Below are 17,307 nucleotides of genomic sequence, written 5' to 3' on the forward strand. Positions count from 1 at the left end.
CAGCACATTGGCCGCCGCAACCTCGCGCGGACCACGGCTTGCGCCCTCTATGTTGTCCAACCATTCGACGATGCGCGACAGCCCATCTTCGAGCCGAAAGATCACCGCATCGCTTGGAACAAGATCACTTGCCGGGCGAGCGTGATTGTCGAACTGATGAGGCCGTTCGCCAAGCGAATTGGCCAGATCGCACACCCAATCTGAAAAATCACGCCCCGCAGGAATGCTTTGCTCGATGTCGCGCTGGAAGCGGAACACCGACGCGATCCGGGTTACCGGGTGACGCACGACGGCGAAACTCAAGGCTATCCAAGAGCGAGGTATGATCCGATCAAGCGCTTGCACCTCCAGATGCTGAGGCGAGGTCTTGGACCACTTTTGAGCTGCCGTCAGGTTATTGAATTGCCGGTCGAGAAGGGCAAGCCGCCCAAAACGAGCGTGCAGGTAATTTTCAACTGCGGTGCCACCGCATCTTGGAACATGCGCAAAATAGATCAAGCTGCCCTGGATGAACACGAGCGGCATGCGCTAACCCACCTTTCCCAACCTTTGGCCCACGCCCTCGCGCGCTTGCAGTGCGCGCCACCAATCCTCGTTCTCCAGATACCAATCGACGGTCTTGGCCAGCCCTTCCTCGACGGTGACAGTAGGCTGCCAGTTCAGTTCTTCGGTGATGCGCGTCGCGTCGATGGCATAGCGCAGATCGTGGCCGGGGCGGTCGGTGACGAAGGTGATCAGCCGCTCATGCGGCGCGCCCGCTGGGCGGCGCTCGTCGAGCAGCGTGCAGATGATGCGCACCAGATCGATATTCCGCCGCTCGTTGTTGCCGCCGATATTGTAGCTGCGGCCGGGCGCGCCCTTTTCGCAGACCAAGAGCAACGCGTCGGCATGATCTTCTACATAAAGCCAATCGCGCACGTTCAGGCCCTGCCCGTAGACGGGGATGGGCCGCCCGGCCAAAGCATTCAAAATCACCACCGGGATCAGCTTTTCAGGAAAATGGTAGGGGCCATAATTGTTGGAACAATTCGTCATCACCACGGGCAGGCCATAGGTCTCGTGCCATGCGCGGACCAGATGGTCAGACGCTGCCTTGGACGCCGAATAGGGGCTGTTCGGCGCATAGGCCGTCTCTTCGGTGAACAGCCCCGTCGCGCCCAAGCTGCCATAGACCTCATCGGTCGAGATATGGTGAAAGCGGAACCCCGGGGACCGGCCCTCTCGCGTCCAATAGGCGCGGGCGGCCTCCAAAAGCGTATAGGTGCCGGTGACATTGGTGTCGATAAAGCTGCCCGGCCCGTCGATGGAGCGGTCCACATGGCTTTCCGCGGCCAAATGCATGATCGCATCGGGGCGATGCGCGGCCAAGACACGGTCCATCGCTGCACGGTCGCAGATATCGGCCTGCTCGAAGCAATAAAGGTTCGAACCCGCAACGCTTGCGACATTCTCAAGGCAAGCGGCATAGGTCAGCTTATCGAGATTGACGACCGCGTGCCCGCGCGCCACCGCCAGCCGTACGACCGCAGATCCGATGAACCCCGCACCCCCAGTGACAAGCAGCTTCACGATGCGCCCCCCTCATCGGCAAAAGGGCTGGCAAAGCCGTCAAAGACGGGGGCTGCGGCATCCTTTGGCGACAAGATCGGGTCCAGATCACCCATCGCCCAATCGATACCGATATCGGGGTCGTCCCACCGCAACGCGCCCTCGGTCTGGGGCGCGTAGAGATCGGAACACTTATAGATGATCTCGGTATCCGGGGCGCGGGTGACAAAGCCATGGGCAAAGCCCGCCGGAATCAAAAGCTGGCGGCCATTCTCGAAACTCAGCTCGCAGCCGAACCATTTGCCATAGGTCGGAGATCCGCGTCGTATGTCGACCGCGACATCGAACAAAACCCCGCGACCGCAGCGCACCAGCTTGGCCTGTGCATGGGGGGGCGCCTGAAAATGCAGCCCCCGCACAGTGCCAATCTGGGCGGACAAAGAGTGATTATCCTGCACGAAATCAAGCAAGATGCCCTGCGCGGCAAACTTTGCGTGGCTATAGGTTTCGGCAAAAAACCCGCGCGCATCCCCAAATCGGGGCGGCGTGATGACCCGCAAACCGGATATCCCCGTTTCCTCGATCAGCATCTTTCGACTTTCGAACAGTTTAATTTCTTAAAGACATATAAACGCTCGAAAGACAAAAGCATGCTCGTCGCGCATGCGCAACCGATCAAGCACGCTCAAGGCGCGGGAATTGCAGAAAAATCAGGAAAATAACGTGACTTCGGACGGGCGGCGCCGTCAGCCGGTGTGCCAGTCGAAAAAGCCCGGACCCGCGCGTTCGCGCAAATCGCGCGCCATCTCGGCGCCCAGTTCCGCGCCATCGGCAATCGGTGCATGCCGATCGTCGATCAAAACCTCAGACCCATCAGGGCGCAAGATCTCGCCGCGCAACCGCAAGCTGCCGCCTGCGATTTCGGCCAAGCCTGCGATGGGGGTCTGACACGAACCGTCGAGCCCCGCAAGAAAGGCACGCTCGGCAGCAAGGCGCTGGCCAGTCGGAATGTCATGGATCGCTTCAAGCATTTCGGCCATGCGGTGATCATCTGCACGCCGTTCGATCCCGATTGCCCCTTGCGCGACGGCGGGCAACATTTCTTCGGTCGCGATCGCCGCGCGCACCACGGCGTCCATGCCCAAGCGACGCAGACCCGCCATGGCAAGAAAGGTGGCGTCAACCACACCATCGTCCAGCTTCTTCATCCGCGTTTGTACATTGCCACGGAACTCGACCACCGAAAGGTCGGGGCGGCGTGCCTTGAGTTGGGCACGGCGGCGCAAGCTCGAAGACCCGACACAGGCCCCATGCGGCAAGGCTGCCAAGCTATCATGACCCAGGGAAACGAAAGCATCCCGCACATCTTCGCGCGGCAGGTAGCAATCCAGTACCAACCCCGCGGGCTGCAACACCGGCATGTCCTTCATCGAATGAACCGCGATGTCAATTTTACCTGACAGCATGTCATCTTCGATCTCTCGGGTGAACAAGCCCTTTCCGCCCAGATCCTTCAAGGGCTTGTCGGCATCGATCAGCGCGCGATCATCGCCCATGGTCTTGATCACCACGATCTCGAAGGCGGCCTCGGGTAGATCGAAGGCCGCCATCAAGCGATGGCGTGTTTCATGCGCTTGCGCCAATGCCAGTGGTGAACCACGGGTTCCGATGCGAAGCGGTTGGGCGGGTGTCGGTCGATTGGTCGTCATGCGGTCTTTCTATATCTGTCAACTTGACTTGACAATCGCCTTTGGGTTGACAGACTCGGTCAGGAGGTCAATTCCTGTCCTCGAAACGACCAAAGGACAATCCTCATGTTTGATGCGCCCACCGCCGGCAAAAAGAAACTGCTGCGTTCGCTCGCCGGCGAGGCGATGGATGTGCCGCCGGTTTGGCTGATGCGGCAGGCCGGGCGCTACTTGCCGGAATATCGCGCGACGCGGGCGGAGGCGGGCGATTTCCTGTCGCTTTGCTATAATTCCGAACTGGCGGCCGAGGTCACGCTGCAACCGATCCGGCGCTATGGATTCGATGCCTCGATCCTGTTCGCCGATATCTTGCTGATCCCTGACGCGCTGGGGGCTGATCTGTGGTTCGCCACAGGCGAAGGTCCGCGCTTGTCGACCATCACCGGGCCTGAGGGGTTGAAGAAGCTCAAAGGACGCGACGATATCCATGATCATCTGGCACCGGTCTATGAAACGGTGCGCATTCTGGCGCGCGAATTGCCGAAAGAAACCACGCTGATCGGTTTTGCGGGCGCGCCATGGACCGTTGCGACCTACATGATCGCAGGCCGTGGCACACCCGACCAGGCGCCTGCCCACGCGCTGCGCGAGAGCGATCCCGCCACCTTCGGCGCGCTGATCGACCTTCTGACGGATGCGACGATCGAATATCTCGACCAACAGGTCTTGGCCGGTGCCGAGGTGATCAAGATCTTCGACAGCTGGGCCGGATCGCTCAAGGGGCAGGCTTTCCATGATTTCGCATTGGAGCCCGCGCGCCGCATCACTGCCGAGTTGAAGCGCCGCCATCCCGGCCTGCCGATCATCGCCTTTCCGCGCGAAGCAGGCGAGAAATACATCGGCTTCGCCAAAGCGGTCGGTGCCGATTGCTTGGCCATCGATACCTCGGTCGACCCAGCATGGGCCGCGCAACATCTGCAGCCCGATAGCTGCGTGCAGGGCAATCTGGACCCCAAGCACATGATCACCGGCGGCCAAGCCTTGGTCGATGAAACCCGCCGCATCGTCGATGCGCTCAAGGGTGGGCCGCATATCTTCAACCTCGGCCATGGCATCACCCCCGAGGCCGACCCCGACAATGTGCATCTGCTTTTGGAGGCCATCCGGGGCTGACCCCACGGCACGCTTTGGCGGCGCGGTCGCTTGCGTATTTGGGGAAAGATGAAGGCGCGGTGAATTTTAATCGAATTCTCCTTCATCTTTCCAAAAATACGCATGACACTGTGCCGATAACCACGCGGAAGGGTCGGGATGCAGCGCGCTGATTTCGCCGTCATCGGACGAGGGCTGATGGGCACGGCCTGTGCGCTTTACCTCGCGCGGGCGGGGTGTGATGTCGCCCTGATCGGCCCTGATGAGCCGCAAGACCGATCATTGCACAACGGCCCATTCGGCAGTTTTCATGACGCGGGCCGGATCACGCGCGCCATCGCGGATGATCCCGTCTGGGCGCGGTTCGCGCAACGCTCCATCGCGCGCTATGACGCCTTGCAACAGCAAAGCGGGATAGGCTTCTTCGACCCATGCGGTGCCATGGTGGCGGGGCCATCGGCGGGGCACATGGCTCAGCTGGCGCAAGATTTTCTAAAATGCGCCGCCGAATTGCAGCTTGCGCATCAACCGATGGATGATGCCGCCTTTGCGGCGCATCACCCCTATTTCCGCCTGTCTAACGGTAGTGTCGGGGCCTTTGATCCTACCGGCGGTGTGATCGATCCGCGCGCGATGCGCCAAGCCCATGAAACCCTCGCGATCGCGGCCGGGGCAGATGTGAACCGCGCCAGTGTCGTGGCCCGGCATGGCGGGCGGTTAGACCTATCGGACGGCACGGCGCTGCAAGCGGGCCATGTCGTGCTTGCAATGGGCGGATGGTCGGCCATGCCCAGCTTGGGCCACGCCGAACTTGCGATGCGGGTCTATCAACGCACAGTCTTGCTTGTCGGGGTGGATGACCGGCAAGCCGATCTACTGGCGGGCATGCCGAGCTTGATCTTCGTGCCAGATGATCGACACACCGATCTCTATGTCCTGCCGCCGATCCGCTACCCGGATGGGCATCGCTACATCAAGATCGGGGGCGAGGCGGCCAGCCCCATCGCGACCGATGCGGCCACCCTAAACGCTTGGTTCAAGACCGAAGGAAGCCAAGCCGCTGCAACGCGCCTTTGCGCCCATCTGCACGCGCTGATGCCCGAGCTGACGATCACACGCACGATATCGGCCCCCTGCGCCGTCAGCTTCACGGCAACGGGCCACCCCTATATCGGGCAGCTGGATGATGCGACCACCGTGCTGACCGGCGGCAACGGGGCGGCGGCGAAATGCGCCGATGAATTGGGCAGGCTGGGGGCGATGACGGCCCTCGGTGGCGATATCGCCACCGAGGGGCTCGGCGCGGATCTGGCGCCTGTTTTCATGTGATCTCAGAAGCGGAAGTTCACCGAAACCGCGGCTGTCGTGGCATCGGCGTTCAAGCCGACCAGATCAAAGCTGTCGAACTCATGATAGAGTAGTTCGGCACCGACGCTGATCATATCAGTCACCAACATCTCGTAGCCCAGACCCGCGAACCACCCATCGCTGTCACCAACACCGCCGCTGCTGGTTTCGGCGCGCGCCCAACCGGCGGTGCCATAGATCCAATCATCGGTGAGGTCGATACCGCCGCGCACACCGACACGGGTCACCGCATCAAGCGTGGTCACCCCCCCGATATCGAGATCGGTGGTGTCGTATTGCAGGCCACCACCAAGGATGAAGTCGCCGAAATCGTAATCATAATAGGCCCGCAAGCCCAAAAGGATGTCGTCACCCTCCAGCACGGGGCCGGTGGTCGAGACATCACCATAGCCGAGTTGAAGGCCGACCGATGGCCCGGTCCAATCCGTGCCCAGCGGCACGATCGGGGCCGGATCGAGCATGACGGGCGCAGGGCCCGGTGTCGTCGTGCCGCCCGCCATTACGGGGCCGGCCACAATGGCGGCCAAACCTGCGGCGTAGATCAGGGAAAATTTCATCATGGGAACTCCTTGCGCTCATGTCTGTTCCGGGAATTGCGGCCTGCGCTCGGGCCGCATGCATGAAAGCCTATGCATGCCGCCCGCGCATTCAACGCAACGCCCGAACACGAAGCCGAGAGTTTCCTTCCAACAGCCGCTTTCCGCCGTGCCGAACGGTGCAAACCGGCAAAAGCGCGCCGGATTTGCGGTCATGCCACACCTATTGATCGCGTCGCTTGCCAGCGCTCAGGCCGGGGCTTGGCTCAGGTCCATTTCGCGATGGGCGGCAAGCTCATCAGCACGGCATTGGCATCATGCCCTGTTTCAAGGCCGAATTTCGTGCCGCGATCATAGACAAGATTGTATTCGGCATAGAGACCGCGATGGATCAGCTGCGCTTCGCGGTCATCCTCGGTCCAAGGACGATGCCGGCGCTTTTCGACCAGCGGCACGAAAGCGGGCAAAAAGGCCCGCCCGACATCTTGGGTAAAGGCGAAATCCGCCTCCCAATCGCCGGTGTTCAGATCATCGTAGAAAATGCCGCCAACGCCGCGCGCCCGGTTGCGATGGGGGATATAGAAATACTCATCCGCCCATGCCTTGAAACGGCCGTAGTAATCGGCCGAATGCGGTGCGCAGTGTTCGCGCAGCATATCATGGAAATGGCCCGTATCCTCGGCATACTCGATCGCCGGATTCAGGTCGGTACCACCGCCGAACCAGCCTGCGACCGGGGTCCAGAACATGCGCGTGTTCATATGCACGGCGGGGGCGTGCGGGTTGCGCATATGGGCGACTAGCGAAATCCCCGAGGCCCAGAATGTCGGATCATCCTTGAGGCCCGACAAATCCTTGCGCGCCGCCATAGCCGCGACCGCACGCGGCCCCAATTGCCCGTAAACGGTCGAGACATTGACCCCGACTTTCTCGAAAACCCGGCCGCCGCGCATCACGCTCATCAAGCCGCCGCCGGCATCTTGCCCGTCATCGGCGTGGCGCGTCGTCTGTGTGACTTCGAAGCGCCCGGCCGGCAGATCACCGCCATGCGTATCTTCGAGGGTCTCGAACGCCGCGACGATATCGTCGCGCAGGCTGCGGAACCATGCCGAGGCACGGGTCTTGCGGTCGTCATAGTTATCCTTCACGGGCAAAGTCCTTTCTCGTCTCGGGGTGGTTGTATCAGACCCATTTCACTCGCGCTATGCGGTGTTTGCAGAAGTTTGCTCATGAGACGTCAAACGCGGGCGCGATACGGCCAACGAAAGATATCTCTCAAGTCTCTGTCAGCAGGTGATTTTCGCGCAAAGCCCCATAGATTTTTCCATGCGGATCGCTTAGACTGTTCGTAACCGCCGCAAAAGACGGCACCCCGAGGCAGAGCGAGCAGGCTCCGTGATACAAAGACCCATCCTTCCGGCCCTATTTGGGCTGGTGCTGTGTTTTTGCGCAACCCTGATGGGCGGCGCACTCAAGGCTGCGCCCTATGCGGCGATGGTGATGGATGCGCGCACGGGCGAAGTGCTGCATTCACGCAACGCCGATACACGGCTGCATCCCGCCTCGCTGACCAAGATGATGACGCTCTACATCGCTTTCGAGGCAGTCCGGCTAGGTGAGATCACGCTCGATACCCCGGTGCGCATCTCGCAACATGCGGCCTCCGAGCCACCCTCGCGTTTGGGATTGCGCGCCGGATCGACGATCCGTTTTCGCTACCTGATCCGCGCCGCTGCGATCCGCTCGGCCAATGATGCGGCAACCGCGATCGGTGAGGCCATTTCCGGATCGGAAGCGGCCTTCGCCGCACGCATGACCCGGACGGCGCAGGCGCTTGGCATGACGCGGACGACATTTCGCAATGCGCATGGCTTGACCCAAGACGGGCATTTGTCGACCGCAAGCGACATGACCATCATGGGGCGGCGGCTGTTTTACGATTACCCACAATACTACAACATATTTTCGCGGCGTCAGGATGATGCCGGGATCGCCACAATCCGCAACACCAACCGCGCGCTTCTCGATGCTTATCGCGGCGCGGATGGGATCAAGACAGGCTACACGCGCGCAGCCGGCTTCAACCTTGTCGCTTCGGCCGAGCGGGGCAATGTCCGCGTCATCGCTACGGTTTTCGGCGGGCAATCGACGGCATGGCGCAATCAGCGCATCATGGAATTGATGGATATGGGCTTTGCCCGCGCGCCCGCCCGCGCGACCGAACGGCGCCCGTCGCTACCCGTCTATGGGCCGAGCGGCGGATCGGGATCGGGCGGTGCGGTGCTGACCTCGGGGATTGTGTCGCAATCGCTGCGTCCGATGCCCCGCCCCGGTGCGACGCAAGAACCACGCGCGCCCGAACCCGCCCTACTTGCTGCCATCGAAGAGGCGGTCGGCCAAGCGATCCAAGCAGCCGCGACCGAACCGGAGGCCCAACCGCAGGCCGCGCCTGAACCGGCAAACACAACCGCGAACGTGCCGCCTTCGCCGGATACGCAACCCATGCCAAGACCACAGGCGCAGGCACAGGTCGAAGCCGCCGAGACGCAATCGCAGCCCATCCCGCCACGGCCCGCCGATGAACCCGCACCGATCATCGTCGCCGGTCCGCTGGAACCCGAAGTCATCACGCGCGCCTCCTCGAGCGGATCGCGGCTGTTCGGCGTATCGCTCGGCCCGCAACCCTCGCATCATGCCGCCGAGCGCCTTTTGCTGCGCACGGCGCTGAGTGAAATCGGCACCTTCGACCAAGCCCTGCGCCGTGTGGTGCAGCGCAGTGGCGGCTACGAGGCGCGTTTCCAAGGTTTGACCGAGGATCAGGCAACCCGTGCCTGCGCCCGGCTTTCGGCCCGCGCGATCCCCTGCGAGCCTTTCGGTCCGGCCTCCTGAGCGCTGCTACCGGACCAAACGCCGCGACAGACCCAAGTTCGGGAGTTGGCCGGAAAGCTGCGCCTCGTAGATCGCAAGGCTTTCGGTGACGCGCATGATGTAGTTGCGCGTCTCGGTGAAGGGGATCGCTTCGATCCAAAACACCACATCATCGACGCGACGCGGATCACCGAACCGCCCAACCCATTCATCAGCCCGACTTGGCCCCGCGTTATAAGCGGCGGCCACCAAGATCGGGTTATCGCCGTAACGCTGGCCGAGTTGGGCCAGAAAACTTGCTCCGATCCGCGCATTATAGGCCGCGTCATTGAGCAGTTGATCTTGCGAATAGGACAAGCCGATAGCGCGCGCCGTGTCGCGGCCCGTGCCAGGCATCACCTGCATCAGGCCAAGCGCGCCAGCCGGGCTGACCACGCTTGGGTCGAACTCGGACTCGCGCCGTGCTATCGCAAGCACCAAGGCGGGCGGCGCACCCAAGCCTGCATCGGTAAGCGCGGGCTTGATCGGGTAATAGGGGCGCATGATCTCGTGACCAGCTTGCGCCGCGCGCTTGGCGATCCTGAGCGCAACATGCACATCCCCGATCCCAAGCGCGAAATCACCCAGCTGCCCTGCCTCTTGGCGGCTCAGGCTTTCGGTCAAATGGGTCAAAAAACGCTCAGCGGGCCATTCTTCTCCAACCGCGAAATACAATAGCGCCGCGTGAAACACGCTGGAGCGGGTGAACCCGGCCTGGCGCCAATCGCCATAATCTTCGCGCGCGAGGAAGGCCGGATCGACGGGTAATCCGCCACGTTCGGCAGCCAATTGACCGTAAAAGCTGGACTGGTAGCGCGCGCCGAGTTCAAAGGCGCTGACGGCGGCTGCGCGATTGCCTGCGGCCTCGTGCGCTCGGCCAAGCCAATAGCCCGCCCGCCCAAGCGAGATCGGGCTGGCGACGCTGTCGCGGAAGGTTTCGAAATGTCTGACGGCAACCTCGCTCCGCCCAAGGCGATAGGCACAGTAGCCCGCCAGCCATTCATTCTCGGAAAAGGCGGAATCCTCGCGCGCGGGATCGACGCGATGATCGGCCGCGTAGCGGTAGCAAGTCGCAAAATCGCCCTCGCGCATCACATCGCGGGCAAGATCGGCCCGTCGATCCGCCCAAGCCAAGGGCCGACCCAAGGACTGGCGCGAGGTCGAACGCTCGGCCATCAGCGCACCCGCGCTGTCCCAATTGCCACCGCGCATACGCCACAAGAACCGCTCATAGGCCAGCCCCGGATGATCGGCGAGATCGGCAGGCACCGCCGCGATCAGCGCATCGACACCCGGCAGGCGCGCCCGAAGCGCCAAGCGCGCCTCGGCCAAGCGCTGCCAGTTTTCAGGGACCAAGGGCAGCATCGCGCGTGCGCGATCCTCGGCACCCTCCCACAGCAGGTGATCAAGCCTTGTGATATGATGATTGCCTTGGTTCAGCACGGCACCGAAGGCACTGCGCATTTGTCCTGCCTCGGCGCCTGTCATCACCAAGCTCGTCCAGCCGCGGATCGCCTCGGCCTCGGCGGCGGCACGGTCACCGCGGGCTTGATGGGTCAGCGCAAGCGCACGTGATCCAGCCCCGGTCGTCGGAAGCTGGTCGGCGAAATAAGCGATCACATCCGCGGGATTGGCACCCTCGGGGATCGCGGCCTCGCCTTGCGTGCGCAAAAATGGCAGACCGGGCCAATCGGGATTACGGGACAGAAAATCGCGATACTCGCGCCAATCCCCCGCAGCGGGCGCGCCGCGCAACCGGGTCCAGCTGACAATGTCGCGCGCGACGGGGTCATCGATGCGCGCCGCAGCCTGCGTCGCCAAGGCGATATCACCCTGCGCCAACGCATCGAGCGCACGGCCCAGCGCCTCGGTGTCGGCACCAACACGCAGCGGCGCGATCAAAAGAAAAACACTCAGTAAAACCTGCCGCATCACATGCCCTCACTGCTCTTTTCCATAGGATATGCGACATCGCGGCGGAGGCAACACACGAACTTGGCATTCTCACCCGCCAAGGCTAGTGTCCGCGCCAATTCGCCGAGGCATGTTGCCACGGCCCCTATAACGAAAAGGATGCGTGTCATGTTCCAAGGCTCGATGCCCGCTTTGGTCACGCCGTTCAAGGACGGCGCAGTGGATTTCGACGCGCTCAAACAGCTGGTGGAGTGGCAGATCGCCGAAGGCTCGACCGGGCTGGTACCGGTTGGCACGACCGGCGAAAGCCCGACACTCACCCATGACGAGCATGAGCGCGTAATTGCGGCCGTGGTGGCGACCGCCGCAGGCCGCGTGCCGGTGATCGCAGGTGCCGGATCGAACAATACGATCGAGGCGATCCGCTTTGTCGAGTTCGCCAAGACCGTCGGCGCGGATGCCGCGTTGGTCGTCACCCCCTATTACAACAAGCCCACGCAAAAGGGCTTGATCGCGCATTTCGCGGCGCTCGACGAGATCGGCATCCCGATCATCATCTACAATATCCCGCCCCGTTCGGTCGTCGATATGCTGCCCGCGACGATGGGTGAATTGGCCAAGCTGCCCAATATCGTGGGCGTCAAAGACGCGACCGGCGATCTGTCCCGCGTGCCGAAACAGCGCATCACCTGCGGCACGGATTTCATTCAGCTTTCGGGCGAGGATGCGACCGCCGTGGGCTTCAACGCGCAAGGCGGTGTCGGTTGCATCTCGGTCACAGCCAATGTTGCGCCCAAGCTTTGCGCGCAGATGCAGGCCGCGACATTGACGGGCGATTACAAAGCGGCGCTTGCCTATCAAGACAAGCTCATGCCGCTCCATGAGGCGATCTTTGCCGAACCGGGCGTTTGCGGGGCGAAATACGGGCTGTCGCTTCTGGGCCGCGCGCGCGAAGAAGTGCGCCTGCCGCTGACCGGCCTGTCGGATGCGACCAAAGACCAGATCGCATCGGCCATGCGCCATGCGGGCCTCTTGTGAAGCGCGAAGGCGAGATCGCGCTCCCCTTTGACCCCGCCCAGCGGATCACTGCGGGGATCACCTTTATCGGGCATATCCGCTCGCCCTGGGGCAAGGGCACAGCGCCCAAGAACCTGCGCGCGGCGCGCGAAACAGGGCAAGGGGCGCGAATCGAACTCTTGCCCGATTACGCGCCGGGGCTGAGGGGGCTGGCGGTGGGCCAAGCGATCCAACTGCTTTACTGGGTCGATCGTGGCCAGCGCGATCTGATCGTACAAGCCCCCGCACATGCACATGAGACGCGCGGCACCTTCGCGCTTCGTTCGCCGGTGCGGCCCAACCCGATTGCGCTCGGGACAGTGGTGATCACCTCGCTGGATCCGGCGGCGGGGATCATCGGCATCGACGCGACCGATGCTTATGATGGCACGCCACTTCTCGACATCAAACCTTGGATCGACACGGTCGATGTGCCACCGGGCTGGCGGCCCGAGGCGTGAGCGCATATATCGGCGCCCATGGCCAAGGGTAACGACAACAAAAACTACAAGATCATCGCCGAGAACCGGCGCGCGCGCTTCGACTACGCGATCGAGGAAGATCTGGAGGTGGGGATCATCTTGCAAGGCTCCGAGGTCAAAAGCCTGCGCCAAGGATCGGCCAACATCGCCGAAAGCTATGCCGCCGTTGAAAATGGCGAGTTGTGGTTGGTGAATTGCTATATCGCGCCTTACGCGCAGGCCAAAACTTGGGGCCATGAAGAGCGGCGGCGCCGCAAGATGCTGGCCAGCAAGCGCCAACTGTCGCGGATGTGGAACGCCACCCAGCGTCAAGGCATGACGCTGGTGCCGATCGTGATGTATTTCAACGACAAGGGGCTGGTAAAGCTGAAGCTTGGCATCGCCAAGGGCAAGAAGCTGGCCGACAAGCGCGAAACCAGTGCCGAGCGCGACTGGAACCGCCAAAAACAGCGTTTGCTGAAGCAGAACTGAGCCCGTGGCGCGACCCCGCGCCGGTGCGATGATACCGCGCTTGGCGGGTGGCGGGGGCCTCCGGCGGGAGTATTTTCAAAGCAAAGATGGGCAAGACCCGGGTGCCGTGATGCTTGCCTTGCGCGCGGCGGCGACGTAGGGCTGGTGCCCGGAACGACGGCCAATGCCCCGGAGGCCCCGCGATGGTGACAGACGACCCCAAAACACTGGTTTCGACCGCATGGCTTGCGGCGCATCTGGAAGATCCTGATCTGCGGATTCTCGATGCCTCCTATTACCTGCCCGATGCCGGGCGCGATGGGCGCGCGGAATACGCGGAGGCCCATATCCCCGGCGCGAGATTCTTCGATATCGACGAGATTGCGGATGCGCGCAGCGCGCTGCCGCATATGGCGGCGCCCTCTGAGAAATTCATGAGCCGCATGCGCGCCATGGGCGTGGGCGACGGGCATCAGGTTGTGGTCTATGACGGGGCGGGCCTGTTTTCGGCGGCGCGGGTGTGGTGGAATTTCCGCCTGATGGGCAAAACCGACATCGCCGTGCTGGATGGCGGCTTTCCCAAGTGGAAAGCCGAGGGGCGCCCGGTCGAGGATATGGCACCGATCATCCGCGACCGCCACATGACCGTGCAGCGCCAAGCCCATTTGATCAAGGATGTGACGCAAGTCGCCGCCGCCGCGAAACTTGGCGATTGGCAGATCGTCGATGCACGCTCGCCCGCGCGTTTCCGGGGCGACGCGCCAGAGCCGCGCGCAGGCCTCAGGGCCGGGCATATCCCGGGGGCCAAGAACGTGCATTACGCCACGCTGTTGAACGCCGATGGCACGATGAAGGGCTTGGACGAATTGCGCGCCATCTTTGCCGCCGCCGATGTCGATATCGACCGCCGTACCATCACCACCTGCGGCTCGGGCGTGACGGCGGCGATCGTCATGCTGGCGCTGACGCGGCTGGGCCTGGCCGATGTGGCCCTTTACGACGGATCTTGGACCGAATGGGGCCAGTTCGAGCAGTTGCAGGTCGCCAAGGGATGAGCCTGACCTCTGCCGGGACCGAGGTTGCCTATCGCGTCACATATCTGGAGATGACCACGCGCCCCGATTGGCCGATGCCGCGCCTGCCCGATCATATCCGGCTGGAGCGCGCGATCGACCCGCCGGTGTGGTATTTCCTGTCGCTCTACGATGCGGTGGGGCGCGACTACGAATGGCAGGACCGTTTCGTGCAGGCCGAGGAAGACCCCGCAGCCTTGCAAGCCTTTGTCCGCGATCCCAACGTGGTGATCTGGACGGCGATGGGAAACGGCTGGCCGCAGGGCTTCTTCATGCTGGATTGGCGCGAGGGACGGGTATGTGACCTCGCCTATTTCGGGCTGGTGCCGCAGGCGGTGGGGATGGGCTGGGGCAAGGCCTTGCTGCAAACCGCGATCTTGACGGGATGGGCGCGCGATGGCGTGACGAAGATGACCGTCAACACCTGCACGCTAGATCATCCACGCGCCTTGGCGCTTTATCAGCGCTTGGGCTTTGCCCCTGTGGGCTATGAGGATCGACGTCGCGTACTCGCCTTTGACCGCGATCCATCCCGCTTTGCCTGAGAGCTGCCATGTTCGAAATCGTCACCCCGCCGGAACCAGACAAGATTATCCGCTTGATGGGGATGTTCGCCGCCGATCCGCGCGCGGGTAAGGTGGATTTGGGCGTCGGTGTCTATCGCTCGCCCGAGGGAAAAACCCCGGTTATGGCGGCCGTCAAATCGGCCGAACAACGGATCTGGGCCGCGCAGGAGAGCAAGAGCTATGTCGGGCTACGCGGCGATCTTGGGTTTCTGGATGCGATGCGCCGCCTGATCCTGGGCGAGAGCGTGTCGCCTGATCGGGTCGCCGCCGCCGGCACGCCGGGCGGTACGGGGGCGGTGCGGCAGGTGCTGGAAACCGTGCATCGGCTGAACCCCTCTGCCACCGTCTGGATCAGCGATCCGACTTGGCCGAACCATCCCGCGATCATCGATCATCTGGGGCAAAAGCGAAAAACCTATCGCTACTATGACGCGGCCACCGGCGGCATCGACCGGGGGGGCATGTTGGCCGATCTGGCCAAGACCGCACGCGGTGATCTGATCTTGCTGCATGGCTGCTGCCACAACCCCACGGGGGCGGATCTGCGGAGCGACGACTGGCGCGAGATCGCAGCGATCTGCGCGCGTACGGGCGCGATCCCCTTTGTGGACATGGCCTATCAGGGCTTTGGCGCGGGGCTGGAGGAGGATGCGCAAGGTCTGCGCCATTTGGCGACGACCTTGCCCGAGGTCTTGATCGCGGCCAGTTGTTCCAAGAATTTCGGGCTCTACCGCGAACGCGTCGGCGTGGTGCTGATCGTGACCGATGGCAAGGCCGCGGCCGAAGGCGTGCTTGCCGGGATGAACCGCCAGAATTTCGCCTTTCCGCCTGATCATGGCGCGCGGGTGGTGCAAGAAATTCTTGGTGATCAGGCACTTGATGCGGTCTGGCGTAATGAGTTGGAAAGGATGCGCCGCGCGATGGAGGGCAATCGTCGCGCGCTGGCCGAGGCGCTGCGGGCGGAAACCGGATCGGATCGGTTCGGCTTTCTCGCCGCACATCGGGGGATGTTCTCGCTCATCGGGGCCACGCCCGAACAGGTCGAGCGCTTGCGGGCGGAACATGGCATCTATCTTGTCGGCGATGGGCGGATGAATATCGCGGGGTTGACGCAAGACACCATCCCGCGCGTGGCACAAGCCATTGCGCAGGTGCTTGCCTGAGACCGCGTTGAGGTATAACAGGCGCCGTCCGCGATGGTCGCGGGCCAAGTCTCCGACTACCTTGTAAAAACGGAAATACATCATGAATTCAAAGTACTTGCCGGGCATACTGGCAATGGCTGCCGTTGTCGTGGCCTCGAATATCCTTGTGCAGTTCCTGTTCGGGAACTGGCTGACATGGGGGGCGTTTACCTATCCGCTCGCCTTTTTGATCACCGACATCATGAACCGGGTCTATGGCGTGCAAGCGGCGCGGCGCGTTGTTTTCGCGGGCTTTTTGGTCGGTGTTGGCTGTTCGCTGATCGGCACGCAGATCATGGGCGAATTCGGGCCGCTGGTGACGCTGCGGATCGCGGTTGGATCGGGCATCGCGTTCTTGACCGCGCAGCTGTTGGATGTGGCGATTTTCGACCGGCTGCGGGATCGTGGGTGGTGGCAAGCGCCTGTTTTGTCGAGCGTAATTGGATCTTCTGTTGATACGGCTTTGTTTTTCTCCATCGCGTTTTCGGGTGCGCTGACATTTCTTGAGCCGGGCAATGATGTGTCTTGGGCGGGTGAGGTGTTGCCGATGCTTGGCGTGGGGCCGTTGGCGCCGCTTTGGGTGTCGCTGGCCGTTGCCGATTGGGGTGTGAAGATGGGCATCGCGCTGATCGCCTTGATCCCCTTCCGGATCATCACGCGCAAAATGATGGCACAGGTGGTGTAAAAAGTTTTGACAACCGCAAAATCTGTGTCAGGCTGTGCTTAACGGCAACCCATTGAAAGGAGGTGATCCAGTGGTCAGAGAAGCATTGGTGAATGATAACGGGACAGCTTGGGAGGTGCGCCTCTAAGGCAGCCCTTGGGGGTTTTCGCCCCTCCCAGGTGGGATTTCCTAACCGATATCCACCTCCTGATTTCTCGAAAGGGTCGCCGCAAGGCGGCCCTTTTTGGTTGGGCAAGGCGTGTCACTATCCTGTAGTGATCCTGTCGTGATCCCGTAGTTACAGGCGCAGCCATGCCGCTTTCGATCAATGACCGCATCACCATCGCCGATTGGGAGCTGACGGAGCAGTTTGTCCGCGCCTCGGGCCCCGGTGGGCAGAATGTGAACAAGGTGTCGACAGCGGTGGAACTGCGGTTCGAGGCCGCGCGATCCCCCCACCTGCCCGACCCGGTCAAACGGCGGCTGGAGCGGCTGGCGGGCCGACGCTGGACCAAGGATGGCGCGCTGGTGATTCAGGTGGAGGAGACGCGCAGCCAAGCCCAAAACCGCGAGATCGCGCGGGAGCGGTTGGCGGAACTGATCCGCGCGGCGCTGGTGGTACCCAAACCCCGCCGCCCGACGCGGCCCACCAAGGGGTCGGTGGAACGGCGGATCAAGGCGAAGAAGGTGCGCGGCGAGGTGAAGGCGGGGCGCGGCGC

Annotated in this window: 19 protein-coding genes; 12 read left to right on the top strand and 7 right to left on the bottom strand. The window is 62.5% G+C overall.

Features of this window, described 5'->3' with window-relative positions; genetic code table 11:
- From ACTG4J_RS08940 to rfbC, 3 genes are all read right to left on the bottom strand, one after another.
- On the bottom strand, nt 1-525 hold a 525-nt coding region (locus ACTG4J_RS08940), incomplete at its 3' end, for a sulfotransferase family 2 domain-containing protein (RefSeq protein WP_439138834.1).
- A gap of 3 nt (nt 526-528) precedes the next feature.
- On the bottom strand, nt 529-1,569 hold the full coding sequence (gene rfbB / locus ACTG4J_RS08945; protein WP_439138835.1) for a dTDP-glucose 4,6-dehydratase: 1,041 nt from the start codon (nt 1,567-1,569) through the stop codon (nt 529-531).
- Nucleotides 1,566-2,108, bottom strand: a complete 543-nt coding sequence (rfbC, locus tag ACTG4J_RS08950) for a dTDP-4-dehydrorhamnose 3,5-epimerase (protein ID WP_439138856.1) — start codon at nt 2,106-2,108, stop codon at nt 1,566-1,568. The genes rfbB and rfbC overlap by 4 nt, the downstream gene beginning before the upstream one ends.
- Between rfbC and ACTG4J_RS08955 the strand changes: the two genes are divergently transcribed.
- Nucleotides 1,992-2,270, top strand: a complete 279-nt coding sequence (locus tag ACTG4J_RS08955; RefSeq protein WP_439138860.1) for a hypothetical protein — start codon at nt 1,992-1,994, stop codon at nt 2,268-2,270. The genes rfbC and ACTG4J_RS08955 overlap by 117 nt on opposite strands.
- A 24-nt stretch (nt 2,271-2,294) precedes the next feature.
- Here the strand turns inward: ACTG4J_RS08955 and hemC are convergent, their stop codons facing one another.
- Nucleotides 2,295-3,257: a hydroxymethylbilane synthase gene (gene hemC, locus ACTG4J_RS08960; RefSeq protein ID WP_439138837.1), complete on the bottom strand. Its 963-nt coding sequence runs from the start codon at nt 3,255-3,257 to the stop codon at nt 2,295-2,297.
- Nucleotides 3,258-3,362: 105 nt separating this feature from the next.
- On the opposite strand from hemC, the gene hemE reads away from it, so the two are divergent.
- Both hemE and ACTG4J_RS08970 read left to right on the top strand, forming a co-directional pair.
- A complete protein-coding gene (gene hemE, locus ACTG4J_RS08965; RefSeq protein ID WP_439138838.1) occupies nt 3,363-4,409 on the top strand; it encodes a uroporphyrinogen decarboxylase in 1,047 nt (348 codons plus the stop codon).
- A gap of 138 nt (nt 4,410-4,547) precedes the next feature.
- On the top strand, nt 4,548-5,717 hold the full coding sequence (locus tag ACTG4J_RS08970) for an NAD(P)/FAD-dependent oxidoreductase (protein WP_439138840.1): 1,170 nt from the start codon (nt 4,548-4,550) through the stop codon (nt 5,715-5,717).
- A 2-nt stretch (nt 5,718-5,719) separates the two neighbouring features.
- Here the strand turns inward: ACTG4J_RS08970 and ACTG4J_RS08975 are convergent, their stop codons facing one another.
- The gene (locus ACTG4J_RS08975; protein WP_439138841.1) at nt 5,720-6,316 is read right to left on the bottom strand and encodes an outer membrane protein; all 597 of its coding nucleotides are present in this window, start codon (nt 6,314-6,316) and stop codon (nt 5,720-5,722) included.
- 242 nt (nt 6,317-6,558) lie between these two features.
- Nucleotides 6,559-7,440 carry an oxygen-dependent coproporphyrinogen oxidase gene (gene hemF / locus ACTG4J_RS08980; protein ID WP_439138843.1) on the bottom strand — a complete coding sequence of 294 codons (882 nt, stop codon included), beginning with the start codon at nt 7,438-7,440 and terminating at the stop codon, nt 6,559-6,561.
- A gap of 310 nt (nt 7,441-7,750) precedes the next feature.
- Between hemF and ACTG4J_RS08985 the strand changes: the two genes are divergently transcribed.
- Nucleotides 7,751-9,181, top strand: a complete 1,431-nt coding sequence (locus ACTG4J_RS08985; protein WP_439138844.1) for a serine hydrolase — start codon at nt 7,751-7,753, stop codon at nt 9,179-9,181.
- A 6-nt stretch (nt 9,182-9,187) separates the two neighbouring features.
- Here ACTG4J_RS08985 and ACTG4J_RS08990 read toward each other — a convergent pair whose 3' ends face one another.
- A complete protein-coding gene (locus ACTG4J_RS08990) occupies nt 9,188-11,131 on the bottom strand; it encodes a transglycosylase SLT domain-containing protein (RefSeq protein ID WP_439138845.1) in 1,944 nt (647 codons plus the stop codon).
- Between the two features lie 150 nt (nt 11,132-11,281).
- Between ACTG4J_RS08990 and dapA the strand changes: the two genes are divergently transcribed.
- The 8 genes from dapA to arfB all read left to right on the top strand — a co-directional run.
- Nucleotides 11,282-12,151, top strand: coding sequence for a 4-hydroxy-tetrahydrodipicolinate synthase (gene dapA / locus ACTG4J_RS08995; RefSeq protein WP_439138846.1), 870 nt, complete (start codon nt 11,282-11,284; stop codon nt 12,149-12,151).
- Nucleotides 12,148-12,630: a TrmO family methyltransferase domain-containing protein gene (locus ACTG4J_RS09000; protein ID WP_439138847.1), complete on the top strand. Its 483-nt coding sequence runs from the start codon at nt 12,148-12,150 to the stop codon at nt 12,628-12,630. Before dapA ends, ACTG4J_RS09000 begins: the two co-directional genes overlap by 4 nt.
- Before the next feature lie 18 nt (nt 12,631-12,648).
- Entirely contained in the window at nt 12,649-13,122 is a 474-nt protein-coding gene (gene smpB / locus ACTG4J_RS09005) for an SsrA-binding protein SmpB (RefSeq protein WP_439138848.1), read from the top strand.
- Nucleotides 13,123-13,307: 185 nt separating this feature from the next.
- Complete coding sequence (gene sseA, locus ACTG4J_RS09010; RefSeq protein ID WP_439138858.1) at nt 13,308-14,156, top strand: 3-mercaptopyruvate sulfurtransferase; 849 nt, start codon at nt 13,308-13,310, stop codon at nt 14,154-14,156.
- On the top strand, nt 14,153-14,719 hold the full coding sequence (locus ACTG4J_RS09015) for a GNAT family N-acetyltransferase (RefSeq protein WP_439138850.1): 567 nt from the start codon (nt 14,153-14,155) through the stop codon (nt 14,717-14,719). The genes sseA and ACTG4J_RS09015 overlap by 4 nt, the downstream gene beginning before the upstream one ends.
- 8 nt (nt 14,720-14,727) lie before the next feature.
- Nucleotides 14,728-15,903: an aromatic amino acid transaminase gene (locus ACTG4J_RS09020; RefSeq protein WP_439138851.1), complete on the top strand. Its 1,176-nt coding sequence runs from the start codon at nt 14,728-14,730 to the stop codon at nt 15,901-15,903.
- A gap of 82 nt (nt 15,904-15,985) precedes the next feature.
- Nucleotides 15,986-16,609: a queuosine precursor transporter gene (locus ACTG4J_RS09025; RefSeq protein WP_439138853.1), complete on the top strand. Its 624-nt coding sequence runs from the start codon at nt 15,986-15,988 to the stop codon at nt 16,607-16,609.
- A gap of 291 nt (nt 16,610-16,900) precedes the next feature.
- Nucleotides 16,901-17,307, top strand: a 407-nt coding sequence (gene arfB / locus ACTG4J_RS09030; RefSeq protein ID WP_439138854.1) for an alternative ribosome rescue aminoacyl-tRNA hydrolase ArfB, incomplete at its 3' end; no start/stop codon positions are given.

The organism is Roseicyclus sp., assembly GCF_965662675.1.
GTDB lineage: Bacteria > Pseudomonadota > Alphaproteobacteria > Rhodobacterales > Rhodobacteraceae > Roseicyclus.